At 43.3% G+C, this 19,592-nt stretch carries 15 protein-coding genes; 12 read left to right on the top strand and 3 right to left on the bottom strand.

Going from position 1 to position 19,592, the window contains the following annotated elements:
* Window positions 1-278 precede the first annotated feature (278 nt).
* The 8 genes from pbpG to AAEY99_RS13365 all read left to right on the top strand — a co-directional run bounded on the left by pbpG (window position 279) and on the right by AAEY99_RS13365 (window position 6,584).
* Window positions 279-1,187, top strand: coding sequence for a D-alanyl-D-alanine endopeptidase (pbpG, locus tag AAEY99_RS13400; protein ID WP_101085895.1), 909 nt, complete (start codon window positions 279-281; stop codon window positions 1,185-1,187).
* A 170-nt stretch (window positions 1,188-1,357) separates the two neighbouring features.
* The gene (locus tag AAEY99_RS13395; protein WP_351010812.1) at window positions 1,358-2,002 is read left to right on the top strand and encodes a cupin domain-containing protein; all 645 of its coding nucleotides are present in this window, start codon (window positions 1,358-1,360) and stop codon (window positions 2,000-2,002) included.
* Between the two features lie 84 nt (window positions 2,003-2,086).
* Window positions 2,087-2,380, top strand: coding sequence for an FMN-binding negative transcriptional regulator (locus AAEY99_RS13390; protein ID WP_351010810.1), 294 nt, complete (start codon window positions 2,087-2,089; stop codon window positions 2,378-2,380).
* Window positions 2,381-2,559: 179 nt separating this feature from the next.
* A complete protein-coding gene (locus AAEY99_RS13385) occupies window positions 2,560-2,970 on the top strand; it encodes an FMN-binding negative transcriptional regulator (protein WP_351010862.1) in 411 nt (136 codons plus the stop codon).
* Window positions 2,971-3,069: 99 nt separating this feature from the next.
* Window positions 3,070-4,368 (top strand): MFS transporter, encoded by a 1,299-nt coding sequence (locus AAEY99_RS13380; RefSeq protein WP_351010809.1) that lies wholly within the window; start codon window positions 3,070-3,072, stop codon window positions 4,366-4,368.
* Window positions 4,369-4,615: 247 nt separating this feature from the next.
* The gene (locus AAEY99_RS13375) at window positions 4,616-4,966 is read left to right on the top strand and encodes a HopJ type III effector protein (RefSeq protein ID WP_192115724.1); all 351 of its coding nucleotides are present in this window, start codon (window positions 4,616-4,618) and stop codon (window positions 4,964-4,966) included.
* Window positions 4,967-5,166: 200 nt separating this feature from the next.
* On the top strand, window positions 5,167-5,715 hold the full coding sequence (locus tag AAEY99_RS13370; protein ID WP_101085890.1) for a type II secretion system protein: 549 nt from the start codon (window positions 5,167-5,169) through the stop codon (window positions 5,713-5,715).
* 380 nt (window positions 5,716-6,095) lie between these two features.
* On the top strand, window positions 6,096-6,584 hold the full coding sequence (locus tag AAEY99_RS13365; RefSeq protein WP_162022454.1) for a hypothetical protein: 489 nt from the start codon (window positions 6,096-6,098) through the stop codon (window positions 6,582-6,584).
* Between the two features lie 117 nt (window positions 6,585-6,701).
* On the opposite strand, the gene AAEY99_RS13360 is transcribed toward AAEY99_RS13365, so the two are convergent.
* Genes AAEY99_RS13360 through AAEY99_RS13350 form a run of 3 tightly spaced genes read right to left on the bottom strand, consistent with a single transcriptional unit; the run spans window position 6,702 to window position 11,394 of the window.
* Window positions 6,702-7,991 carry a c-type cytochrome gene (locus tag AAEY99_RS13360; protein WP_351010808.1) on the bottom strand — a complete coding sequence of 430 codons (1,290 nt, stop codon included), beginning with the start codon at window positions 7,989-7,991 and terminating at the stop codon, window positions 6,702-6,704.
* Complete coding sequence (locus AAEY99_RS13355; RefSeq protein ID WP_101085887.1) at window positions 7,988-8,524, bottom strand: (2Fe-2S)-binding protein; 537 nt, start codon at window positions 8,522-8,524, stop codon at window positions 7,988-7,990. Before AAEY99_RS13355 ends, AAEY99_RS13360 begins: the two co-directional genes overlap by 4 nt.
* Window positions 8,521-11,394 carry a xanthine dehydrogenase family protein molybdopterin-binding subunit gene (locus AAEY99_RS13350; RefSeq protein WP_351010807.1) on the bottom strand — a complete coding sequence of 958 codons (2,874 nt, stop codon included), beginning with the start codon at window positions 11,392-11,394 and terminating at the stop codon, window positions 8,521-8,523. The genes AAEY99_RS13355 and AAEY99_RS13350 overlap by 4 nt, the downstream gene beginning before the upstream one ends.
* 908 nt (window positions 11,395-12,302) lie before the next feature.
* On the opposite strand from AAEY99_RS13350, the gene AAEY99_RS13345 reads away from it, so the two are divergent.
* From AAEY99_RS13345 to AAEY99_RS13330, 4 genes are all read left to right on the top strand, one after another.
* The gene (locus AAEY99_RS13345) at window positions 12,303-13,931 is read left to right on the top strand and encodes a methyl-accepting chemotaxis protein (protein ID WP_101085885.1); all 1,629 of its coding nucleotides are present in this window, start codon (window positions 12,303-12,305) and stop codon (window positions 13,929-13,931) included.
* Between the two features lie 360 nt (window positions 13,932-14,291).
* On the top strand, window positions 14,292-15,578 hold the full coding sequence (locus tag AAEY99_RS13340; protein ID WP_351010805.1) for an acetyl-CoA hydrolase/transferase family protein: 1,287 nt from the start codon (window positions 14,292-14,294) through the stop codon (window positions 15,576-15,578).
* Between the two features lie 690 nt (window positions 15,579-16,268).
* A complete protein-coding gene (gene aguA / locus AAEY99_RS13335) occupies window positions 16,269-17,381 on the top strand; it encodes an agmatine deiminase (protein WP_101085883.1) in 1,113 nt (370 codons plus the stop codon).
* 95 nt (window positions 17,382-17,476) lie between these two features.
* Window positions 17,477-19,180, top strand: coding sequence for an amidase (locus tag AAEY99_RS13330; protein ID WP_351010803.1), 1,704 nt, complete (start codon window positions 17,477-17,479; stop codon window positions 19,178-19,180).
* The last annotated feature ends 412 nt before the right edge of the window (window positions 19,181-19,592 follow it).

Here is a 19,592-nt window from a genome sequence, read left to right as displayed (position 1 = left end):
AAGCTCATCTTCTTGTGCCCTTTATTCAATAACAAAGACCTCACTAATCGATTGCCAACACTATGACTAAAATAGCTCGCTTGGCGAATGCAGGGTTATCGTTTAGCTGTTTATCACTTAGCTTGAGCCGGATTGAGATGAGTCATTGCGAATGCTTTTGACTCAAACTGCGCCAAATTCACTAAAAACTTACTAATAGTGATTATTTATCTATTGTCGGTCTAATCCTTTATCGTATACTCAGTGGACTTATTAGGTTTATTTTTCAAGTGATGTTAATGAAACTTCGTTTCTTTTTTGCCTGCGCTTTATTATGTTCAACTTCGTTGAGCAGCCCAATGTCATTTGCAGCACAAGTTGTGCAAATCAAACCTCAACAAGAGTTAGCCTCTGGTAGTGCTATGTTGGTCGACTTAGCCACCAATGAAGTTTTATATTCAAGTAATCCAAATCAACCTGTGCCTATTGCGTCAGTTACCAAGTTAATGGCTGCCATGGTGACATTGGATGCCAAGCTTGCATTAGATGAAAAAATCTCAGTAAAAATTACTGACTCACCTGTGATGCGCAATATTTATTCACGAGTGCGTTTAGGCAGCGTGGTGACTCGTGAAACCATGTTGCTATTAACATTAATGTCGTCAGAAAATCGTGCCGCGACCTCACTTGCACATAATTATCCAGGTGGATTTAAGGCTTTTGTGCGTGCAATGAACGACAAAGCGACCGCACTGGGCATGAGCCAAACCCGTTATGTTGAACCAACAGGCTTGTCACCTGACAATGTATCTAGCGCTAACGATCTCATATTATTGCTTAAAGCCAGTCAAACGTATCCGTTATTGGGCAAGCTGAGCTCGACCACTAAAAAGCACGTTAACTTTGAATCACCACGTTATGCCTTAGATTTTCAAAACACCAATAAACTGGTATTTAAAAACAATTGGAATATTGCATTAACCAAAACGGGCTTTACCAATAAAGCGGGCCATTGTTTAGTGATGTTAACTGAAATGAACAAGCGTAAAGTGGCATTTGTGGTACTGGACTCATTTGGTAAATACACCCACATGGCTGATGCTAATCGATTAAAAAACTGGCTAGAAACCGGGCGTACAACACCGATCCCTGCATCGGCTAAAGCCTATAAAAAACAACGCCAAGCGATTCTGAATAACAGTATTTAACTGCTGAATGACCACAATTAACGCCCATTCACTTTGTTGAATGGGCTTTTTTTATCAATACACTTTTAATATTGGCTTATTAATATCTATAGGTACCATAAAGTACCTGCTGTTTTATCGATTATTAAAGCCTTACACTAGTGGCAATTAAACAGTTGTAAGGTAGCAATATGTTAAACATGGATTTTAGCCAACGAGTGGTGATTAACACTGCCGATCTTGAATGGCAAAATAGCCCCGTAGCGGGCGTATTACGTAAACGCCTAGCGCGCGAAGAGGCTGAGCGTGGCCATGCGACCAGCATTGTAAACTATCAAGCTGGTGCTAAATTTAACTCACACCCTCATCCGTTAGGCGAAGAGATTTTAGTGCTCGACGGGGTGTTTTCTGATGAAACCGGTGACTATCCTGCAGGCACGTATTTGCGTAATCCTGAAGGTTTTGTCCATGCTCCATTTAGCGTAGAAGGTTGTACGTTGTTGGTTAAGCTGCACCAGTTTCAACCTACAGACTCACAACAAGTGGCCATTAATACCAATGAGACAGAATGGTTGCAAGGTCATGGTCAGTTGCAGGTTATGCCGCTACACCAACATGGTACTGAGTCGACTGCATTAGTTAAGTGGCCTGCGGGGACACATTTTCAACCACACCGTCATTTTGGCGGCGAAGAAATCTATGTCATTAGCGGAGAGTTTATCGATGAGCTTGGCCGTTATCCTGCAGGCACATGGATCCGCAGTCCGCATTTAAGTCAGCATAATCCGTATGTGGAGCAAGACACGGTGATTTTAGTCAAAGTAGGCCATTTATAACAATCGGTAGAAATCTATAAAACGATGGTATTTAGTCGTCAGATTCACTATAAAGACTTTATAGACTATTTTAGTAAAGAGTGAATGATGCAAGTGCCTGATAAGTGGGATATGGGAGCCAGAGAGTTAATACATCTGTTTATCAACCGATATGGTTTTGCGACTGTTGTGTCTATTGATTTAGAGGGCTCGCACTTACCGTTATTACTCATTGCCTCAGAGGGCGAAAATGGTACCTTGTATGGCCATTTTGCCCGTAGTAATCCGCATTGGAAAAGTGTTGCGGGTACTAGAGTCCTTTGTATTTTCAATGGCCCGCACGCTGATACCAACTCCAACAATTATTTGGCCATTCAGCGGGAATTCAGCACTCTATAGGCAAGTAATAAGATTGCAGGCATAGTTGTTCTACGTCAAAATTTTATTAAGTAGCATAGAGAGTGCTGAAACCCGCCCTGCGGGAGGCTCTCAGGCTTTCCACTTTTTTGTTGCATTGTTTTATAAGGGAACGACCATTCTTTCAACAATGCGCCGCAAACTGAAAAACCTGAGCGACTCTGAAATGTCACATAATTGTTGGAATTGGTATTATCTCACCCACTTGGTATGACTCCTATCCAGCGGTTCCGACTTGGAATTACAGCGTAGTACATGCAAAAGGCATTATTGAATTAACTGATGATGCGACCACCGCACAAGTACTCGAATCTACCATCCAACAATATGAACCTTCATTACTACAAAGTGGTGGCTTTATTGCCGATGATTACCAACAAAAACTAGCCAAGGGCATTGTTGGTTTTAAGATTGTCATCGATGAGTTACAAGGTAAGCAAAAATTAGGGCAGCACCGTAACCAAAGTGATCAACAAGGTGTGGTTCAAGGATTATCGCTGTCAAATAGAGCTGATGAAAAACAGCTATTAGCTTATATGATCAGTAATAACATAGGATTAGGCAATAAATAGTGGTTCATCCGCGCAAATGCCGTTAGGATTAGCTCTATAACAACCCCATCAATTTAGTCTGTCATAATCTATTTCAGCATCACTCTTTAAGGATAAAAAGTGCATAGCGATATTTCTGTAGCGCGGTTTAAGCAATTTCCACGATTAATGTGGATACTGTTATTTGGCTCGTTTATTACTCGCGGTAGTTATTACATGGTGTGGCCATTTTTGGCTGTCATTTTGTATGAAAAATTTGCTTTAAGCGCCACAGAAGTGGGTTTAGTACTGTCGAGTGCGGCGATTATATCGGTATTTACCAGCTTTATTGGTAGTGCACTGTCAGACCGAATCGGCCGCCACAAGCTAATGTACTTTACCGGTGTGCTTTATATCATCTCGTTTTCATTACTGGCGCAAGTCGATTCCGTCAAAGGCTATGTGGTCGTCATGACACTGTGTTCTATTGCGACTGCAATATGGCGGCCACTAACGTCTGCCACCATTGGCGACATTATTGACGATCCTAAAACCCGTGAGTTGGCGATGCAATCACTGTACTTTATCGTTAACGTAGGTTGCGCCGTAGGGCCAATGTTAGGAATATGGTTGGGCTTAACCGGAAAACAGTCGAGTTTTTACATTACCGCTGCGGCTTTTGCTGCTTTATTGGGGTTATTATTTTGGGGTTTTAGGCATCAAGCTCGCCAGACTCATTCATCGGCTCCAGAGCTGGTTGCAGATGGACTCATTCCAGTTATGGGCGATGCAACAGCTGCTGTTAAGCGTAAACCTGCTATGATGAATCGAAAGCAAATAATGTCGATTTTATGGCAAGATAAATTACTGCAAGGTCTTATTTTTGCAAACATTTTGTGTATGTTTATTTACGCGCAAATGGACTGTTCGCTGATCCAATATCTTACTCGTTCAAATGCCCCCGATTTATTAACACTGATTTCGGCAATGATTTTTACCAATGCCTTAGTCATTATCTCGACCCAATTTTTATTGTTAAGATTAATGGCTGGTTACAGTTTGGTGCATCGGATTCAGTTTGGATTGATGCTGTTGGTTTGTTCACAAGTTTGGTTAGCGTATAACCCCATTGATTTGTTTTGGGGCTGGATTGGCGCTGTTGTTGTTATGAGCCTAGCAGAAACCATTTTATTCCCAACGATGAACGTGCACATTGACAGGCTAGCCCCTAAACATTTACGTGGAGCGTACTTTGGCGCAGCTTCATTTTATGATTTGGGGTTTGCATTTGCGCCGCTGGGCGGCGGGATTATACTGGATCATCTTGGTGGATATTGGTTGTTTATCATCGGCGCATTATTGTCGTTGGTGGTGATGTATTTATACAGTAAGTTGGAAAGGTTACCACGGCCAGATTTTACTGCACTAAAGTTGGATTAAGTGTCGATGGTCTATGCTTGCAAACTTTATTGAATTTAACATTGTAGTAGGCAGTTACAGAGGGTATGGGCCTCGCTTTGCTTTTGAGCTTTTTAATCGTTTGCTTGAGTCTTTTTCACTATAGTAAATGTGATCATTTTGATAAGGTCTCGAACTATAGTGTCGGGAGTTTTACTGTTTATTTTTCTTTTAATTCAATTTTATTTTAACTTTAACTTTAACTTTAACTTAAGGCAGGGCCAATTTTATGCCATCAACGGCTATTAACCCGTTTATTTCATCGCTAACATCGCAAGCAGATACTATCCGTTTTGAAGAGACTATGGCTGTCATTGATGGCCAGTATGACTTCACGATAAGTGCATTTAAAAATGGTGATCAGCTTAATGACGCTGGAGAAAATTCCGGTTCTTGTAAGGTGTTTGCGTTTGGGCAAATTCATCAGTTAACGGTGCAACAAACCTTGGCTATGTTTGGCCAACATTACCGAGATGTTGTGGCGACGCCGCAAGGGACGGATCATCAAAATATTCGTCAGTTTATGCAACATGGCTGGGATGGTATTTTATTTTCGCAACAGGCATTAAAGGCTAAATAACCTAGGTGCTAAACAAGGCTTAATACAACAAGGCTCAATACAACAAGGCATAATACAACAAGGCTCAATACGCAAAACTATGATGAAAGCCTCTATAACTTAAGCTCGTGTTTAGGTTAAAATAACGTCTCATGTAATTGTTTTAAGTAAACTCTTTCTAGCTGAGCAGTTTGTTTACTGTATCAGGAGGCATTCATCATATGATCAAACTTAACCGCAGTATCGTTTCCTCTCGTCAATCCGGTTTCACCCTTATAGAGCTTGTCGTTGTCATTATTATTCTTGGCGTATTGGCTGTTGTCGCAGCGCCTAAGTTTATTAATTTAAAAACAGATGCACATATTGCAGCAATCAAAGGTGCCACAGGCTCAATTAAAACAGCAGTGATGTTATTTAAAACAAAAACATTAACCTCAGGCAATGCGCTTACAGATACGGTTGAATTCTCGGGTGTTAAAGGCAGTCATTACCAACCTTGGGCCGCAGCGGCCAATACTAGTGGTAGCGGTTTTAATGCCGGTTATACAACGTCGTCAGAAATCTTTAAAGCGGCTGGGTTAGAAATGAATGATTGGTCATATCGCATTTTTACATCTAATAGCAGCTATGCTGTTGTTGCAGCCCCCAAAAGTGCACTTGCCCTTGCAGAGCCGACTGCAGCCGAAGTTATTGCAACCAGTTGTTACTTTCAGTATCACTGGCAGAGTACTGGAGAGCCTGTCATCACAACGGTAATCGTTGGATGTTAACGGTATTATTAAAATCTTAAGGGGCAAACGCACTCTTGTTTATCAATTTTTTGTATATTCGCTGCTTTTCTGTGTCCCTTTATCAACGATAAAAAAGTCTTAACGAGTAACGTCATAAGGATTAAAACATCAAATATTGCTGGGGTTATGCGGAACGAATAAGGTGTTGTTTTCACAATTGGTATTGAAACAAAAGTAACGATTCTACGCGAACATTAATTAACAATAATATAGATTAGTGTCGACATTAGAGCGCAATACAACTACCTTTGCACCCATATCAACCGTAATATTAATAGTATTGGTTTTTTTAACGGTCAGGCATATCGCTGGTTAACTATTATGACAAGCGCCTATTTAATCGCAAAGGAATCCATTTTATGAATCGACATATACTACCTCTCATCATTATCAGCACCTTAATGGTGTGTGCTTCCGGTTACAGCGTTGCTAAAGACAACGACTCGCATGGTAATAGCGGTAAACATAAATCTGAAAAACATGAAAAAAAGCATGACAAGAAGCATGATCACGAACAGGAAGAAACTTATCAGACCTATTTTAGTAACGATCGCCAAGTCATCGTTAATAATTACTATTATACCAACCGTGATGCTAAGCATTGTCCACCAGGATTAGCCAAAAAACACAATCGTTGCCAACCACCGGGCAGTGCTAAGCAATGGCGAAAAGGCTACTCGTTACCTGCTGATGTTGTTTACTACGATGTACCATCTGCGCTTACTGTTCAGCTAGGTCGTACGCCAGAAGGACAAAAGATTGTCCGTGTTGGTACTGATTTGCTGTTGATTAGCATTGGTACAGGTATGGTAATTGATGCAATACAAGACCTTAACGATGTGTTGTAACCTCGTTGGGTAAACCTTGTTATGGCGTTAGTTTTGCCATTAATCGTTAGTGAAACGAAAAAGCCGACCAAATGTCGGCTTTTGCATAAACGGATATTCTACAACGGACTACAATGGTTAATCGCGTTCGAATATCACTTCTTTTAAATCATTAATTGTATTCAAATCTACATCACCTGGCTGATTACTCCATGTGACGCGCAGATAATTGCTTAAGTCTTTAAGCTGTTCATCACTTAACTCATCGGCATAACCAGGCATGGCATAAAAGCTGGTGGTGGTATTGTAATGTTGGCTCTTTATACCTTTAAGCATTACCGCAACGATATTGTGCGGGCTGGCTTTATCTAATGTGGCGTTACCGGCCATTGCCGGAGCCACATTAGGTCGACCTTCACCATTTTGACCATGACATCCAGCGCAATATCCCATGTATAGGTTATATCCTGGTAATTCACGCTGGTGGCCGTTAAAGGTCAGTGGTTTGGCTTCTACAGTCTCGTCAGTATCAAGTAAGTAACTGCTTACTGCATGCATGTCGGCATCGGTTAAGTGACTAAAGCTGTGGTATACCACAGGATACATGCCACCAAAGACTGTACCTTTACGAGAATAACCTTCAGTAAACAGAGACTTTAAATCGTCATGAGTCCAGTTTTGTCGGTTAAGTTCAGCAGGGGTAATATCTGATGCTTCTAAGCCCTCGATAACGGCGCCTTGAAAATGCTCATCCTGCTCCATGGCAAATAAGCTGTCTCTAGGAGTATGGCATTCACCACAATGGCCTAGCGCATTGACTAAGTAATTACCTCGGTTCCAGGGCTCACTTTTGTCTTTCTTGGGGGCAAATTTTTCAGCATCATGAGCGATTAAGTTCCACGCCTTGAGACCAAATCGAACGTTAAAAGGAAAAGAGACATCATTATCGAGATTAGCTTGCTTGATGGGTTTGGTGCTCATCAAGTAGGCATAAATCGCTTTGGTATCTTCATCGGTTAACAGGCTATAAGACGTGTAGGGCATAGCGGGGTACAAATTACCGTTAATACCGACACCGTGATGCATGGCATCAAAAAATTCGTCATAACTGTATTTGCCAATTCCGGTATCTTTATCTGAGGTGATATTGGTTGAGAATACCGCCCCAAACGGGGTTTCGAACGGCAGTCCACCGGTTAACTCTCGTCCGCCTACCGCGGTATGACAAGCCACACAGTCGCCTATCTTCATCAGATAAGCCCCACGTTCGATATCGCTACTGTTATTGCTCGCCTTATCAGCCGCGCTGCTGGAACAGGCGAACAAACCCAAGCCTAAACTTAGGCCTAAGCTGAGTAAAAGATTTTGGCGGAGATGTTTTTGCGCCTTTATTAAACGGCTTAAGTGATATTGATATAATGGCTTCATGACAGGGTTAGCCCCTCTGTCTTGAGGATCAAATCTTTGATCGCCGCATAGTATTTTACATAACCCGTACAACGACAGACGTGTTCGCCCAAGGCATCTTCAATGACTTGCTCAACTTGATCTTTGGCTATAGGTTTACGCTCTAGTCGTTCAATCAGTGCAGTCGATTCATTGACAAAGCCTGAAGTACACCAACCACATTGAAACGAGAAATGTTCTAAAAATGTTTGCTGTACAGGGCTAAGTGCAGTGATTTCACCTTGGGCATTTTGCTTAGCATGACCTTCAATAGTGCGAATCGATTTGCCATTGAAACGCTCGACGCCATTGATGCAAGTACGAACCGATTCGCTCATACCTTGTTCGTCATCGACGATTACCGTGCAGGCATGACATACACCCGCGCCGCAACCAAATTTAGTCCCGGTGAGGTTTAAATACTCATGCAAAAACTCAATCATCATGATGCCATCGCCAACGTCAATCGGGCCCACAGCTTGGTTATTTATGGTTAACTTAATTGACTGGCTCATGCCATGGCCTCCTTGATTTTTTTCGCTGTCATTGGTAGTTCGTAAAAACGCACTGCGGTAGCTTGGTAAACGGCTTCAACCAGCGCGGAAACAACAGGTATCATCACCACTTCGGCGATGCCGCGGCTAGGATCGGTTTCGGACAACTGCGGTAAAATAGTATGTCGCTGGCTCCAAACACCAACATGTCGCGCTAACGGCACCTTATAACGATTGATATTCCAGGTGCCATTACCAGCGCCGGCTTCAAATGGTGGTAATTCTTCATGCAATGCATGGCCAATTCCCATAGCAAGACCGCCTTGAATTTGGCCTTCAACTAACTCATTCACAATCACTTTACCGGCTTCTAACCAGGTATGAGAGCTCAATAAACTGACTTCGCCATTACCTTCATTAACGGCTACTTCTACTAAAGTGGCGCATGGAGCGTAGTAAGTCACCATGGCGTTATTCAGCTCGGCTTTAGGATAGCTCATAGCTTGACGATCGATTAAGTGATAGCCGTTTGAACTCATGCGGGCTTTGCGATCCGCGCTGCCATGATACTTGTCACCCTCGCCGTATTGCAGTGCCAATGCATCCAGTGCAATGCGTTCTTTGGTACCGAAAATCTCAAAATCAGCTTCGGCCCAAGCCCAACGGTTAAAGGCATGACCCATTACGCCAACCACTAAGCCCAAATCGTGGGCTCGTTTAGCGAGAATGTCGATTGAAAGCGGCGGGAAACCCATAGCGGTAAGCTTGCCATCAGTCCAGCGGCCGTCACGAGAGTGATTGAGATTAGTTTTGCCCATTGGGGTGTTGAAATACAGCTCGTTCCAAATCGACACCGCAGCAGGCCAGAGTCCGTGACGATAAATAATATCGGCGGCAATACGAGTGACATGGCTTTGATAATATGCCGACATAGATGCCGACGATGCCATGGCTTTAACCGGTGTCCAACGTGGATTTGCCGTCATTTCATCTTGGCGCTGCTGCGAAATAATGTATGGATTGTCGGTTTGCACTAATTGCATTGCATCCCAAATATCTATCTCAGCAAGTTTCACTTCATGAGCAAAACTACCTAATGACTCGCTGACTACCACGGCTTGTGACGTTTGAGTACCAGTACCCATTTCGATAAAACCAATTTCTAAGGTTATTTTACCGTCTTTAGATAATCTAACCGCCGCACTTGGTGCTGCAGCACCGGTACCATAATCTTTCGTCGCAATACCAAAACCAACGCCGTAAAGCATGCCTGGGTTTTTAGCCTCATAACGCGCTTTATTATCTGCACGGTTTTGCCACACAGGGTCTAGTTCGGCCATGTCGAGCATTTCACGGTATCTAAGCGTGCCATTAGGGATAGCACCTTGAGTATTACGCTGTCCTGACTCCATCACGTTAGCCGCGCGTAACTTAAAGGGATCAACCTTTAACTCAGCGGCCATCTCGTGGATCATGCCTTCCATTGCGGTCATCGATTGCAATGTACCGTAACCGCGCATCGAGCCTGCATCAGGGTTACGTGACGCATAAGATGTGGCGATAATATCGTTACGTGGGGTGTAGTAAATGCTTTGCATTGCCGTCGCCCCAACAGAGGTGACCGATGGGCTGAAATTAACTCGACCACCGCCATCAACTGTCATCTGTGAGGTTAACGCTTGAATTTTCAAGGTTGCTTTATCAACGGCTAAACGACTTTTCATGATGAAAGGATGACGCTTAAGACCGGATTGAAATTGCTCGAAGCGGTCGTTAGCTAACCGAACCGGACCGTTGGCGTAAATGGTTGCCAACACGCCATAATACGGGAATATTGAGTGATCTTTAGCGCCAAAACCGCCACCAATATAAGGAGAATGCACTACTAGATTTTTGACTTTGTCAGCCAATGGCCCAGATGACAGCATGTGTACGGCCATCTCTTGAAAGTCTTGCGGCGACTGAGAAGTAATAACGGTATGAAAGGTTTGGCTGCTGGCATCAAACCAGCCATTAAAGGCCTCAGGCTCCATCATCATAGGATCGATGATTTGAGTGCGATATTCGCGCTCTAGTATTTGCCACTGTTGATCTGCTTTGGCACTCGCAATCTGTTTTTCTATCTCGCCAGCATAATACAGCCCGCGCTCAGAAACCGAGCCTTGAGCATTAGCATCACCTGACCATACCGGTTTGTGGTGCTTAACGCTGGGGAAAAATAGTCCATCGTGTAGTGGGCTATAAGTATCTTCACGGGCACCATTTTCGCCTTCAACCCGAATAAGACGCCAGCTGGCATAAGGGTCTTTAGTGTCTGACACAAAGGGCGTTTTTTCACCAAAGCGCAATAAGGTATTGTCGAACTGCAACAATGACTTAGCTTGTTTAAATGCAGGGAAACTATCGAATAATAATATGGCTACCGCATGACCAAGATAATCTGCTGTTTGTCCCTCGGGCAATAACATATTGTCACCGTAAAACTCAGGCAATTTAACTTTGTCGCGGGCAAGGTCTGCTGCAGTAATGACTTTATAAGGCTTAGCTGAAGCTGGGAGGTGGTCGAGGGAGAACCCTTGATAGACATGGGATGCATCTGCAGCGCGTAAGATAAACGCGTAGCCTTGTTGTTTTGGCCAGCCTGCCATGTCCATTGCCCGGTAGTCACGACCATAAACTTTTTGACCGGTGACTTTAGCAATACCGTCGTTACGAAATTTGGGTTTAGATTGGCCGCTAACCTGAGTTTGCCATTGTGCAGCCAGTTCAGGCGAAATGATGGACGCATTGGCCCGACTCATTTCCCACAGTAAAGGCGCGGAATATACCGCGACCCCGCCAATAACACATTGTTTTATAAAGGTCCGTCTCGACGCGTTAGATACATCCATATCTCACCTCAGTTATTCTAAAGGGGAAAATCAGACGGCCTATTCATTGTCGCCCGATTTAGGCTTATTCACTTGATTGTCATTGTATAATTTTTGATTGCGCTGAATCTAAATTAGCAGTATGTACGGTAACATACTGATTTAGGAATGCATATTTACGATTGTGATAGGGTTTCTCGGTTGCTTGCCGTGAAGTTGAATAATTCATCTTTTTGATGATTTAATCTGCGAATAAAATGATTGAGTAATTGAACGTCTCATAAAAACCGTTTCGTTTATACTTAAATTATTAAAAAGTCATCACGAGTAATATTTTATTCATTTAGAGGTGCTGATATATTTTTACTATTCAATCAATTATATAGTAAACGATCGGTGATCTCGTTAACTGTATATCTTGGACTCGATCTAAAGTAATTATTTAATTTTAGTCAGTTAAAGTAAATTCTCGATAACGATAATTATATTTTTTCATTTATTCTAGCTAATATATTGAATTGTAAGCTTAAAGTTATCGAGTTGTTTGTGTTTATCGTTGCTTTTGGTTGCTAGTTAACTTTAACGTAAACTGCTTGTTGCTGATTTAGCTGCACATATCTGCAAAGTGTTTTTTATAAGACCAAGATTCTAAGTTCTCCAACTTATTTTTGTCGTGTTGAATCGTTTTCTCATTATTTAAAAAATTTAGTTTACAGATTTTTAATACCTTGAAAAAAAATCATATATATCGATGAGTATAGGCATAAAAATGTGATTTATATATTTGATTGGAGTTATATTTTATATTACATTAAAACTCTCAATAACATAATTGTAACATTTGCATTGGTTATTGTTTTTCATCGTAAAGTTCCTCCAAGGATTGATCGAGCTTTTATAGTTAATTTATTTTTACTTGGTGGTCTATTATGCTGAATTTTAAAATTAAACAAAAAATGCTCATTAGTTCATTAATTCCATTAGCCATTCTCATCATAATTTGTGGAATTGCTGTCAATATGATGGGGAAAATCGAAGATGGAGTGATGAGGATCTATTCTGATCGGGTGGTGCCATTAGAAGATTTAAAAATCATTGGTGATGACTATGCTGTCTTAGTCATTGATGCAATAAACAAAGCCAATGCTGGCGGCTCAACCGCTCAAGATGCTGCTGAGACATTAATGAGTGCAAAAAGTAATATTGATACCCTGTGGAAAAAATATTTAGCCACTACGTTAACACCCAAAGAGAGCCAACTTAGTATTGAAGCCAATGATATGTTTGGTCCTGCGGATGAGAGAATTGATTTTCTTATCAATAAACTGCAAAACATGTCGGGGAATATTTCAGGTCAATTGACCGATGATATTATGCCTTTATACGGCGTAATTGATCCCATTAGCGGTAAAATAGCCGAATTAGTGTCATTGCAAATAAAAGTAGCAGGCGATGAATGGCGATTAACTCAAGATATATACCAATCATCAGTTCAGTTATTTATTTTCTTTACGTTATGTGCAGTTGTTATCAGTGTCGTGTTAACCATTTGGGTGCTGCGCAGTGTGATGAGGCCTGTGACTGATATTTTGATGAAACTAAAGCTCATCAAGCAAAACTCAGATTTAACCCAAGTGTTTACTCCTTATAATGATGATGAATTAGGCATGATTTCAACGAGCCTTACAGGCGTTATCACCCATCTAAGAAGCATTATCGAATCAATTTCAGATGCCGCTAATACCATCAATATTTCATCAGAAGAGTTGCAGCGTTTCACAGAAGACACTAACCATAGAATGATACAGCAGCAAGATGAGTCAGAACAAACCGCAACGGCTATGAATGAAATGACCGCAACAGTGGCTGAAGTCGTTCAAAGTACCAATTTTGCTGCTGAACAGGCGAAACAAGCTAATGATCATGCTGAAAATGGTAATATTATTGTTCGAAATTCAATCGACAGTATATCGCAGTTATCTAATCAAATTGGCACCACGGCGGAGGTGATATCTCATCTCGCTAAAGAAAGTCAAAACATTGGTCAAGTGTTAAGTGTCATTAAAGGTATTGCCGAGCAGACTAACCTTTTAGCCCTAAACGCCGCCATTGAAGCAGCAAGAGCCGGTGAACAAGGTCGAGGATTTGCTGTTGTTGCTGATGAAGTTCGTACTCTAGCTAAGCGTACTCAAGACTCAACACTGCAAATTGAAACCATGATTGGCGGGTTACAAAAAAGTGTCGTGCTTGCGGTTTCTTCAATGGATGAGGGCTTGGTTCTAGTTAATAATGCCAACGATAAAACGAGTAGTGCAGGTGTTGTGCTAAGTGAAATTGTCACTTCGGTCGACAGTATCAATGAGCTTAATACCCAAATTGCTACCGCTGCAGAAGAACAATCCTATGTGGCTGAGAGCATCAATAAAAGTATCATCGCAATAAATGATATTACTAAAGCCTCATCAGCGGCGACTGAAAAACTCACCCATTCTGTCAACGACTTACAATCACTGGCTCGTTCAATGCAACGTCAAGTGGCGACATTTAAAATAGCCTAACGTTTTCATTAATGAGGGCTGAGTTAAACTTCAGCCCTTCCTCGCAATCTCTCAGTTAATTTATCCGCACAACCTGTATGGCTAAAAAGCTAGCGAGGGCAGTGTTATATAATTCCCTTTAATTATGTTGGTTTTTTATCCTTTTGAGCATAACGGCGGCGATATTGTGATTGGCGTTAAAGAGTCGTTTTGATTAACTGAAGCAGCCGTAAGTTAGACATCACTTATTATCAATTAACGTCCTATATGTCTCAATTTCTCCACTATTTTGTGCTAGTTCAACGTTAGCATCGTCCACACTATTAAAGCGTTAATGAACCGCTTACACTACAAATAGCTTAATTACCTTGAGTAATATTAATGAAACCAATTATTTGTAGCAGTGCTTTAGAGGCCGTATCCTTAATTGAAAACGGTGAAACCTTGTGGACTCATTCGATGGGGGCAACGCCAAAATTACTGCTCGATGCATTAGCCCAACATGCGTTAACAAAGCATGGTTTAACATTATTGCAGTTGCATACCGAGGGGGCTGAATCGCTAAGTGATCCCCGTTTAAGGGATCATCTTCGCCATCGTTGCTTTTTTACTGGTTCACCCACAAGGTCACTGCTACAACAAGGTGATGCCGATTATGTGCCAATTTTTCTCTCTGAGGTGCCCAAGTTGTTTCGTTCCGGCGAACAGCATATCGACACCGCCATCGTTCAAGTTTCCCCACCAGATAAACATGGTATCTGTTCTTTAGGCATATCGGTAGAGGCAACCTTAGCAGCCTGCCAAATGGCGGGAAAAATCATTGCTCACATTAACCCCATGATGCCTCGCACCCATGGTGACGGTTTTATTCATTACAATAAGTTCGCTGCCGTGTATGAGCAGAGCATGCCGCTACCACAACACCTATTCGCCCCAAGTGATGCGATAAGCTTGGCCATCGGCCAGAATGTGGCCAAATTGGTACTTGATGGCGCTTGCTTACAAATGGGCATTGGCGCTATTCCAGATGCCGTGCTGGCGTGCTTAAGCGAACATAAAGATTTAGGCGTTCACACTGAGTTATTTTCTGATGGCGTGCTTAATTTGGTCGAGCTTGGCGTGATCAATAATAGCCGTAAGAAAGTCTATCCCGGCAAGACAGTGACAGGCTTTGCATTAGGTAGCCAACGACTTTATGATTTTGTTGATGACAACCCATCGGTAATATTCATGGATATTGAGCAGGTTAATGACACGGCTATTATCCGTAAAAACCCTAATGTGATGTCGATAAACTCAGCACTGCAGGTCGATATTTCAGGGCAAGTTTGTGCTGATTCATTGGGTACTCAAATATATTCCGGTGTAGGCGGTCAGATGGACTTTATACGCGGCGCGGGGCTTTCTGAAGGTGGTCGTTCTGTTATCGCATTACCCAGTACTGCGGCTAATGGCACCGTGTCGCGGATTGCCACCGTTTTATCGCCAGGCGCTGGCGTGGTAACCACCCGTGCGCATGTACACTATATTGTTACTGAGTATGGAACCGCTTATTTACGCGGTAAATCGTTACGAGAACGAGCCCGTGCGCTTATCGACATTGCCCACCCGAAATTTAGAGAACAGCTTTGCCAAGAAGCTTTTGATATGTGGCGACTTAAGGTTTAATCATTGTTGATTTATGAATCTTGTCATTCCGGTAATGCTTATCAGCCGGAATCCAGTTCTTCTTTTATTGTTTAGATTTTATGGCCTGCGGCCACATCAATGTTAGAAACAAGAGTCGATCGCAAGGTTCCACCCTGCACTGGCCAAGAGGGGATCAACAGCCATCCCTTCTTTACTGTTTATAAAAGAATTGGTAATTTGATAGGCAGGATGCCTTGAAGCATATGGTCAATGATGTTGCCGACATCACTATGACATTTCCAATATCAATATAGGTCAGATATGCATGAAAGGCTGATGGATTCTTTTTAAAGAGTCTTCAACGTCCTCAAGTTCAGAGTTGAATTTGTCCATTTCCTGGTCGAGAAAACTAACTCCGTTTCTGCCCTAAAGTAATTTCACTCATCTAATGTGCAATAAACTTACAAGCATTTTATCATATAAATTCTTATCTATCCTATGCATACAACTATTTAGCGCAAGCAGTCTTAAATGATATGATATACAGTCATATTTCAACGAAGCTAAAACTCACCTAGTAGGACGTGGCAATTTCGGCCTAGCTATCCGCGTGATGAATACGCTATTTCGATTTGTTTATTTGATTAATGTTAGGTGTATTTCTATTCTGTCGTCCTATGTTAGGGCGCTCACCCTTATCGTTTTTAAGCATTACTGGAGATAAAATTCATGACAAACGTGAATGTGGATGCCACGCAGTTAACCACTAAACCATCTCAAGATGGTTTTAGCATGCCCGCCGAATGGGCGGCGCAGCAAGCTGTGTGGATGATTTGGCCATATCGTCCTGACAACTGGCGCTCTGCAGGGGCTTATGCTCAGGCTACCTTTGCTAAAGTGGCCGATGCCATTGGTGCTGTTACCCCAGTTTACATGGGGGTACCTAAGGCGTTTTTGGCAGAGGCCAAAACGGTTATGCCTTCTCACGTTACGTTGGTCGAAATAGATAGCAACGATTGCTGGGCTCGCGATACCGGTCCTACTGTAGTGGTGAATGCCAAGGGCGAATGCCGAGGTGTTGACTGGGGCTTTAATGCCTGGGGCGGTGATAACGGTGGTTTGTATTCACCATGGGATAAGGACGAGCAAGTCGCGCAACAAATGCTTACGCAGCATGGTTTTGAGCGTTATCAGGCTCCGCTTATTCTTGAAGGTGGTTCAATTCATGTCGATGGTGAAGGCACCTGCATGACCACGGCTGAATGTTTACTTAACAGCAACCGCAACCCAGATTTGACTCGTGAACAGATAGAAGCATTACTGGCTGAATATTTAAATGTGCAGCAGTTTATCTGGTTGCCAGACGGCGTATTCATGGATGAGACCGACGGACACATTGATAATATATGCTGTTTTGCTCGCCCAGGCGAAGTGGTTTTACACTGGACTGATGATCAAACCGATCCGCAGTATCCTCGCTCAAAAGCCGCTTTGGATATTTTGCAAAATACTGTTGATGCACAGGGGCGTAAGTTAAAAGTCCATTTACTACCACAGCCTGGTCCTTTGTATTGCACAGAAGAAGAAGCGCAAGGCGTAGTAGAGGGGACTGGTGTTCCACGCACCGCGGGCGAGCGCTTAGCGGGTTCTTATGCGAACTTTTTGATTACCAACAATCGCATTGTGTTCCCACTACTCGACCCAGCAACTGACGATATTGCAGCTCAAAAATTGCAAGAAATTTTCCCTGAGTATGACATTGTCGGTGTGCCTGCCCGTGAGATTTTATTAGGTGGTGGTAACATCCATTGCATCACCCAGCAGATCCCCTCTGGACAGTAAGTAAAAACCAACGAGAACACAATGACCATTAATGTCACTATTGTTTTAATAAAATTGACTGTCAATACTTTTGGCTTTTAAGAAGAGGTCGTAACATGTTCGAAGTCACTGAGGTTTCTATTGCCGAGCTGCGTGCAGCCCTCGAATCCGGTCGCACCACAGCGGTTGAGTTAGTGAAGTCTTATTTAGCTCGGGTTGAGGTTTATGACGGCCCAGCGACACAGACCAAGCTAAATGCGCTGGTGGTTCACAATCAAGATGCGATTAAGGAAGCTGAAGCTTCTGATGCGCGCCGAGCGCGTGGTGAAACGCTGAGTCCACTCGATGGTATTCCTTACACTACCAAGGACAGCTACTTAGTTAAAGGGCTCACTGCGGCTTCTGGTAGTCCAGCGTTTAAGGACTTAATTGCTCAATATGATGCATTTGCTGTTGAGCGCCTGCGCGAAGCGGGTGCCATTTGCTTAGGTAAAACCAACATGCCACCTATGGCTAATGGTGGTATGCAGCGCGGTCACTATGGCCGTGCCGAAAGCCCATACAATGCTAATTATCTTACAGCTCCCTTTGCCTCAGGTTCTTCCAATGGCGCGGGTACTGGTACCGCCGCAAGTTATTCTGCTTTCGGCCTAGCTGAGGAGACATGGTCGAGCGGTCGTGGTCCTGCATCGAACAATGGCCTGTGTGCATATACTCCATCACGCGGTGTAATCTCTGTGCGCGGTAACTGGCCGTTAACACCGACGATGGATGTTGTAGTGCCTTATACTCGTACTATGGCCGATATGCTTGAAGTACTTGACGTTATTGTGGCAGACGACCCTATTACTCGTGGTGATTTATGGCGTCTACAACCTTGGGTTGATATCCCAAAAGCATCAACCGTGCGTCCAGCATCGTATCTGGATCTTGCCGCTCAAGCTGACACGCTTAAAGGCAAGCGTTTTGGGGTGCCGCGCATGTACATTAATAAAGACGAATTGGCTGGCACCAGCGAAAACCCGGGCATTGGCGGCCCGACTGGTCAGCGCATTAATACTCGAGCGTCGGTGATCGACCTTTGGCAAGCTGCACGCAAAGCGCTGGAATCTGCCGGAGCTGAGGTCATTGAAGTGGACTTCCCGCTGGTTTCCAACTGCGAAGGTGACCGACCTGGTGCGCCGACCGTGTTCAATCGCGGCATCGTCACGCCTGAGTTTCTCGAGGATGAGCTGTGGGCACTATCGGGCTGGGCTTTAGATGAATTTTTACGTGCTAACAATGACCCTAAACTGAACAAATTAGCTGACGTTAATGGGCATTTGATTTTCCCGCATGACTTAGGCACTTTGCCAAACCGTGAGGGCGACCTCGCAGCTGGCATGGATGAGTACGTCAACATGGCCAAAAGAGGTCTCAAGTCGTATAACCAAATCGATAGCATACCGGATGGTCTGCGCGGCTTAGAGAAGACGCGCAAGTTGGATCTGGAAGACTGGATGGACGAGCTCAAACTTGATGCAGTGCTGTTCCCAACCATGGCAGATGTAGGTCCAGCAGATGCGCACATTAATCCTGCTTCAGCTGACATCGCCTGGAGCAACGGTATTTGGGTCGCTAACGGCAACCTTGCTATTCGCCACTTAGGTGTACCAACCGTTACTGTGCCGATGGGGACAATGGCCGATATTGGCATGCCAGTAGGGTTAACTTTCGCAGGCCGTGCTTATGACGACAACAACCTGCTCAAGTTTGCGGGTGCATTTGAAGCGACAGGCAGCAAGCGCCTGATCCCTACACGCACACCAGCGCTTAGCTGATAAGCACTAAGCACTATAAATTGAAAAACGGGATTGGTTACTGCGCGCCAATCCCGTTTTTTTAACTCAAATATAGATACATCTTTAACTTATTTTCTATATACAGTGGGCGGATCATACACAATTGTCAGCGCGCAGCGAAAAGCTTGCCGTTGAAATTAATCCAGCTTTAAACCTCAATTGAATCCGTTTTTATGGCCAGCGGCCACTAACGTCGTGGCGCTTCACCCACACCAGAGCAAAGTGGTAAAGCGCTTGTACCCCTTTGCAAACCCTCAGCGTTCCGGCAACATTTTCAAACAGCGAAAAGGTCGCGACGGAAATAGATCCAGCTTTGATGTGGTCAACTAAATCTGTACACCAACAGGAGTTGCGTCTTTACGCTGCCATTTCGGCTGCTGTTGGCGTCATA

The organism is Shewanella sp. S1-58-MNA-CIBAN-0166, assembly GCF_040310085.1.
Taxonomy (GTDB): Bacteria; Pseudomonadota; Gammaproteobacteria; order Enterobacterales; family Shewanellaceae; genus Shewanella.
This window is presented reverse-complemented; position numbering and strand designations above follow the sequence as displayed.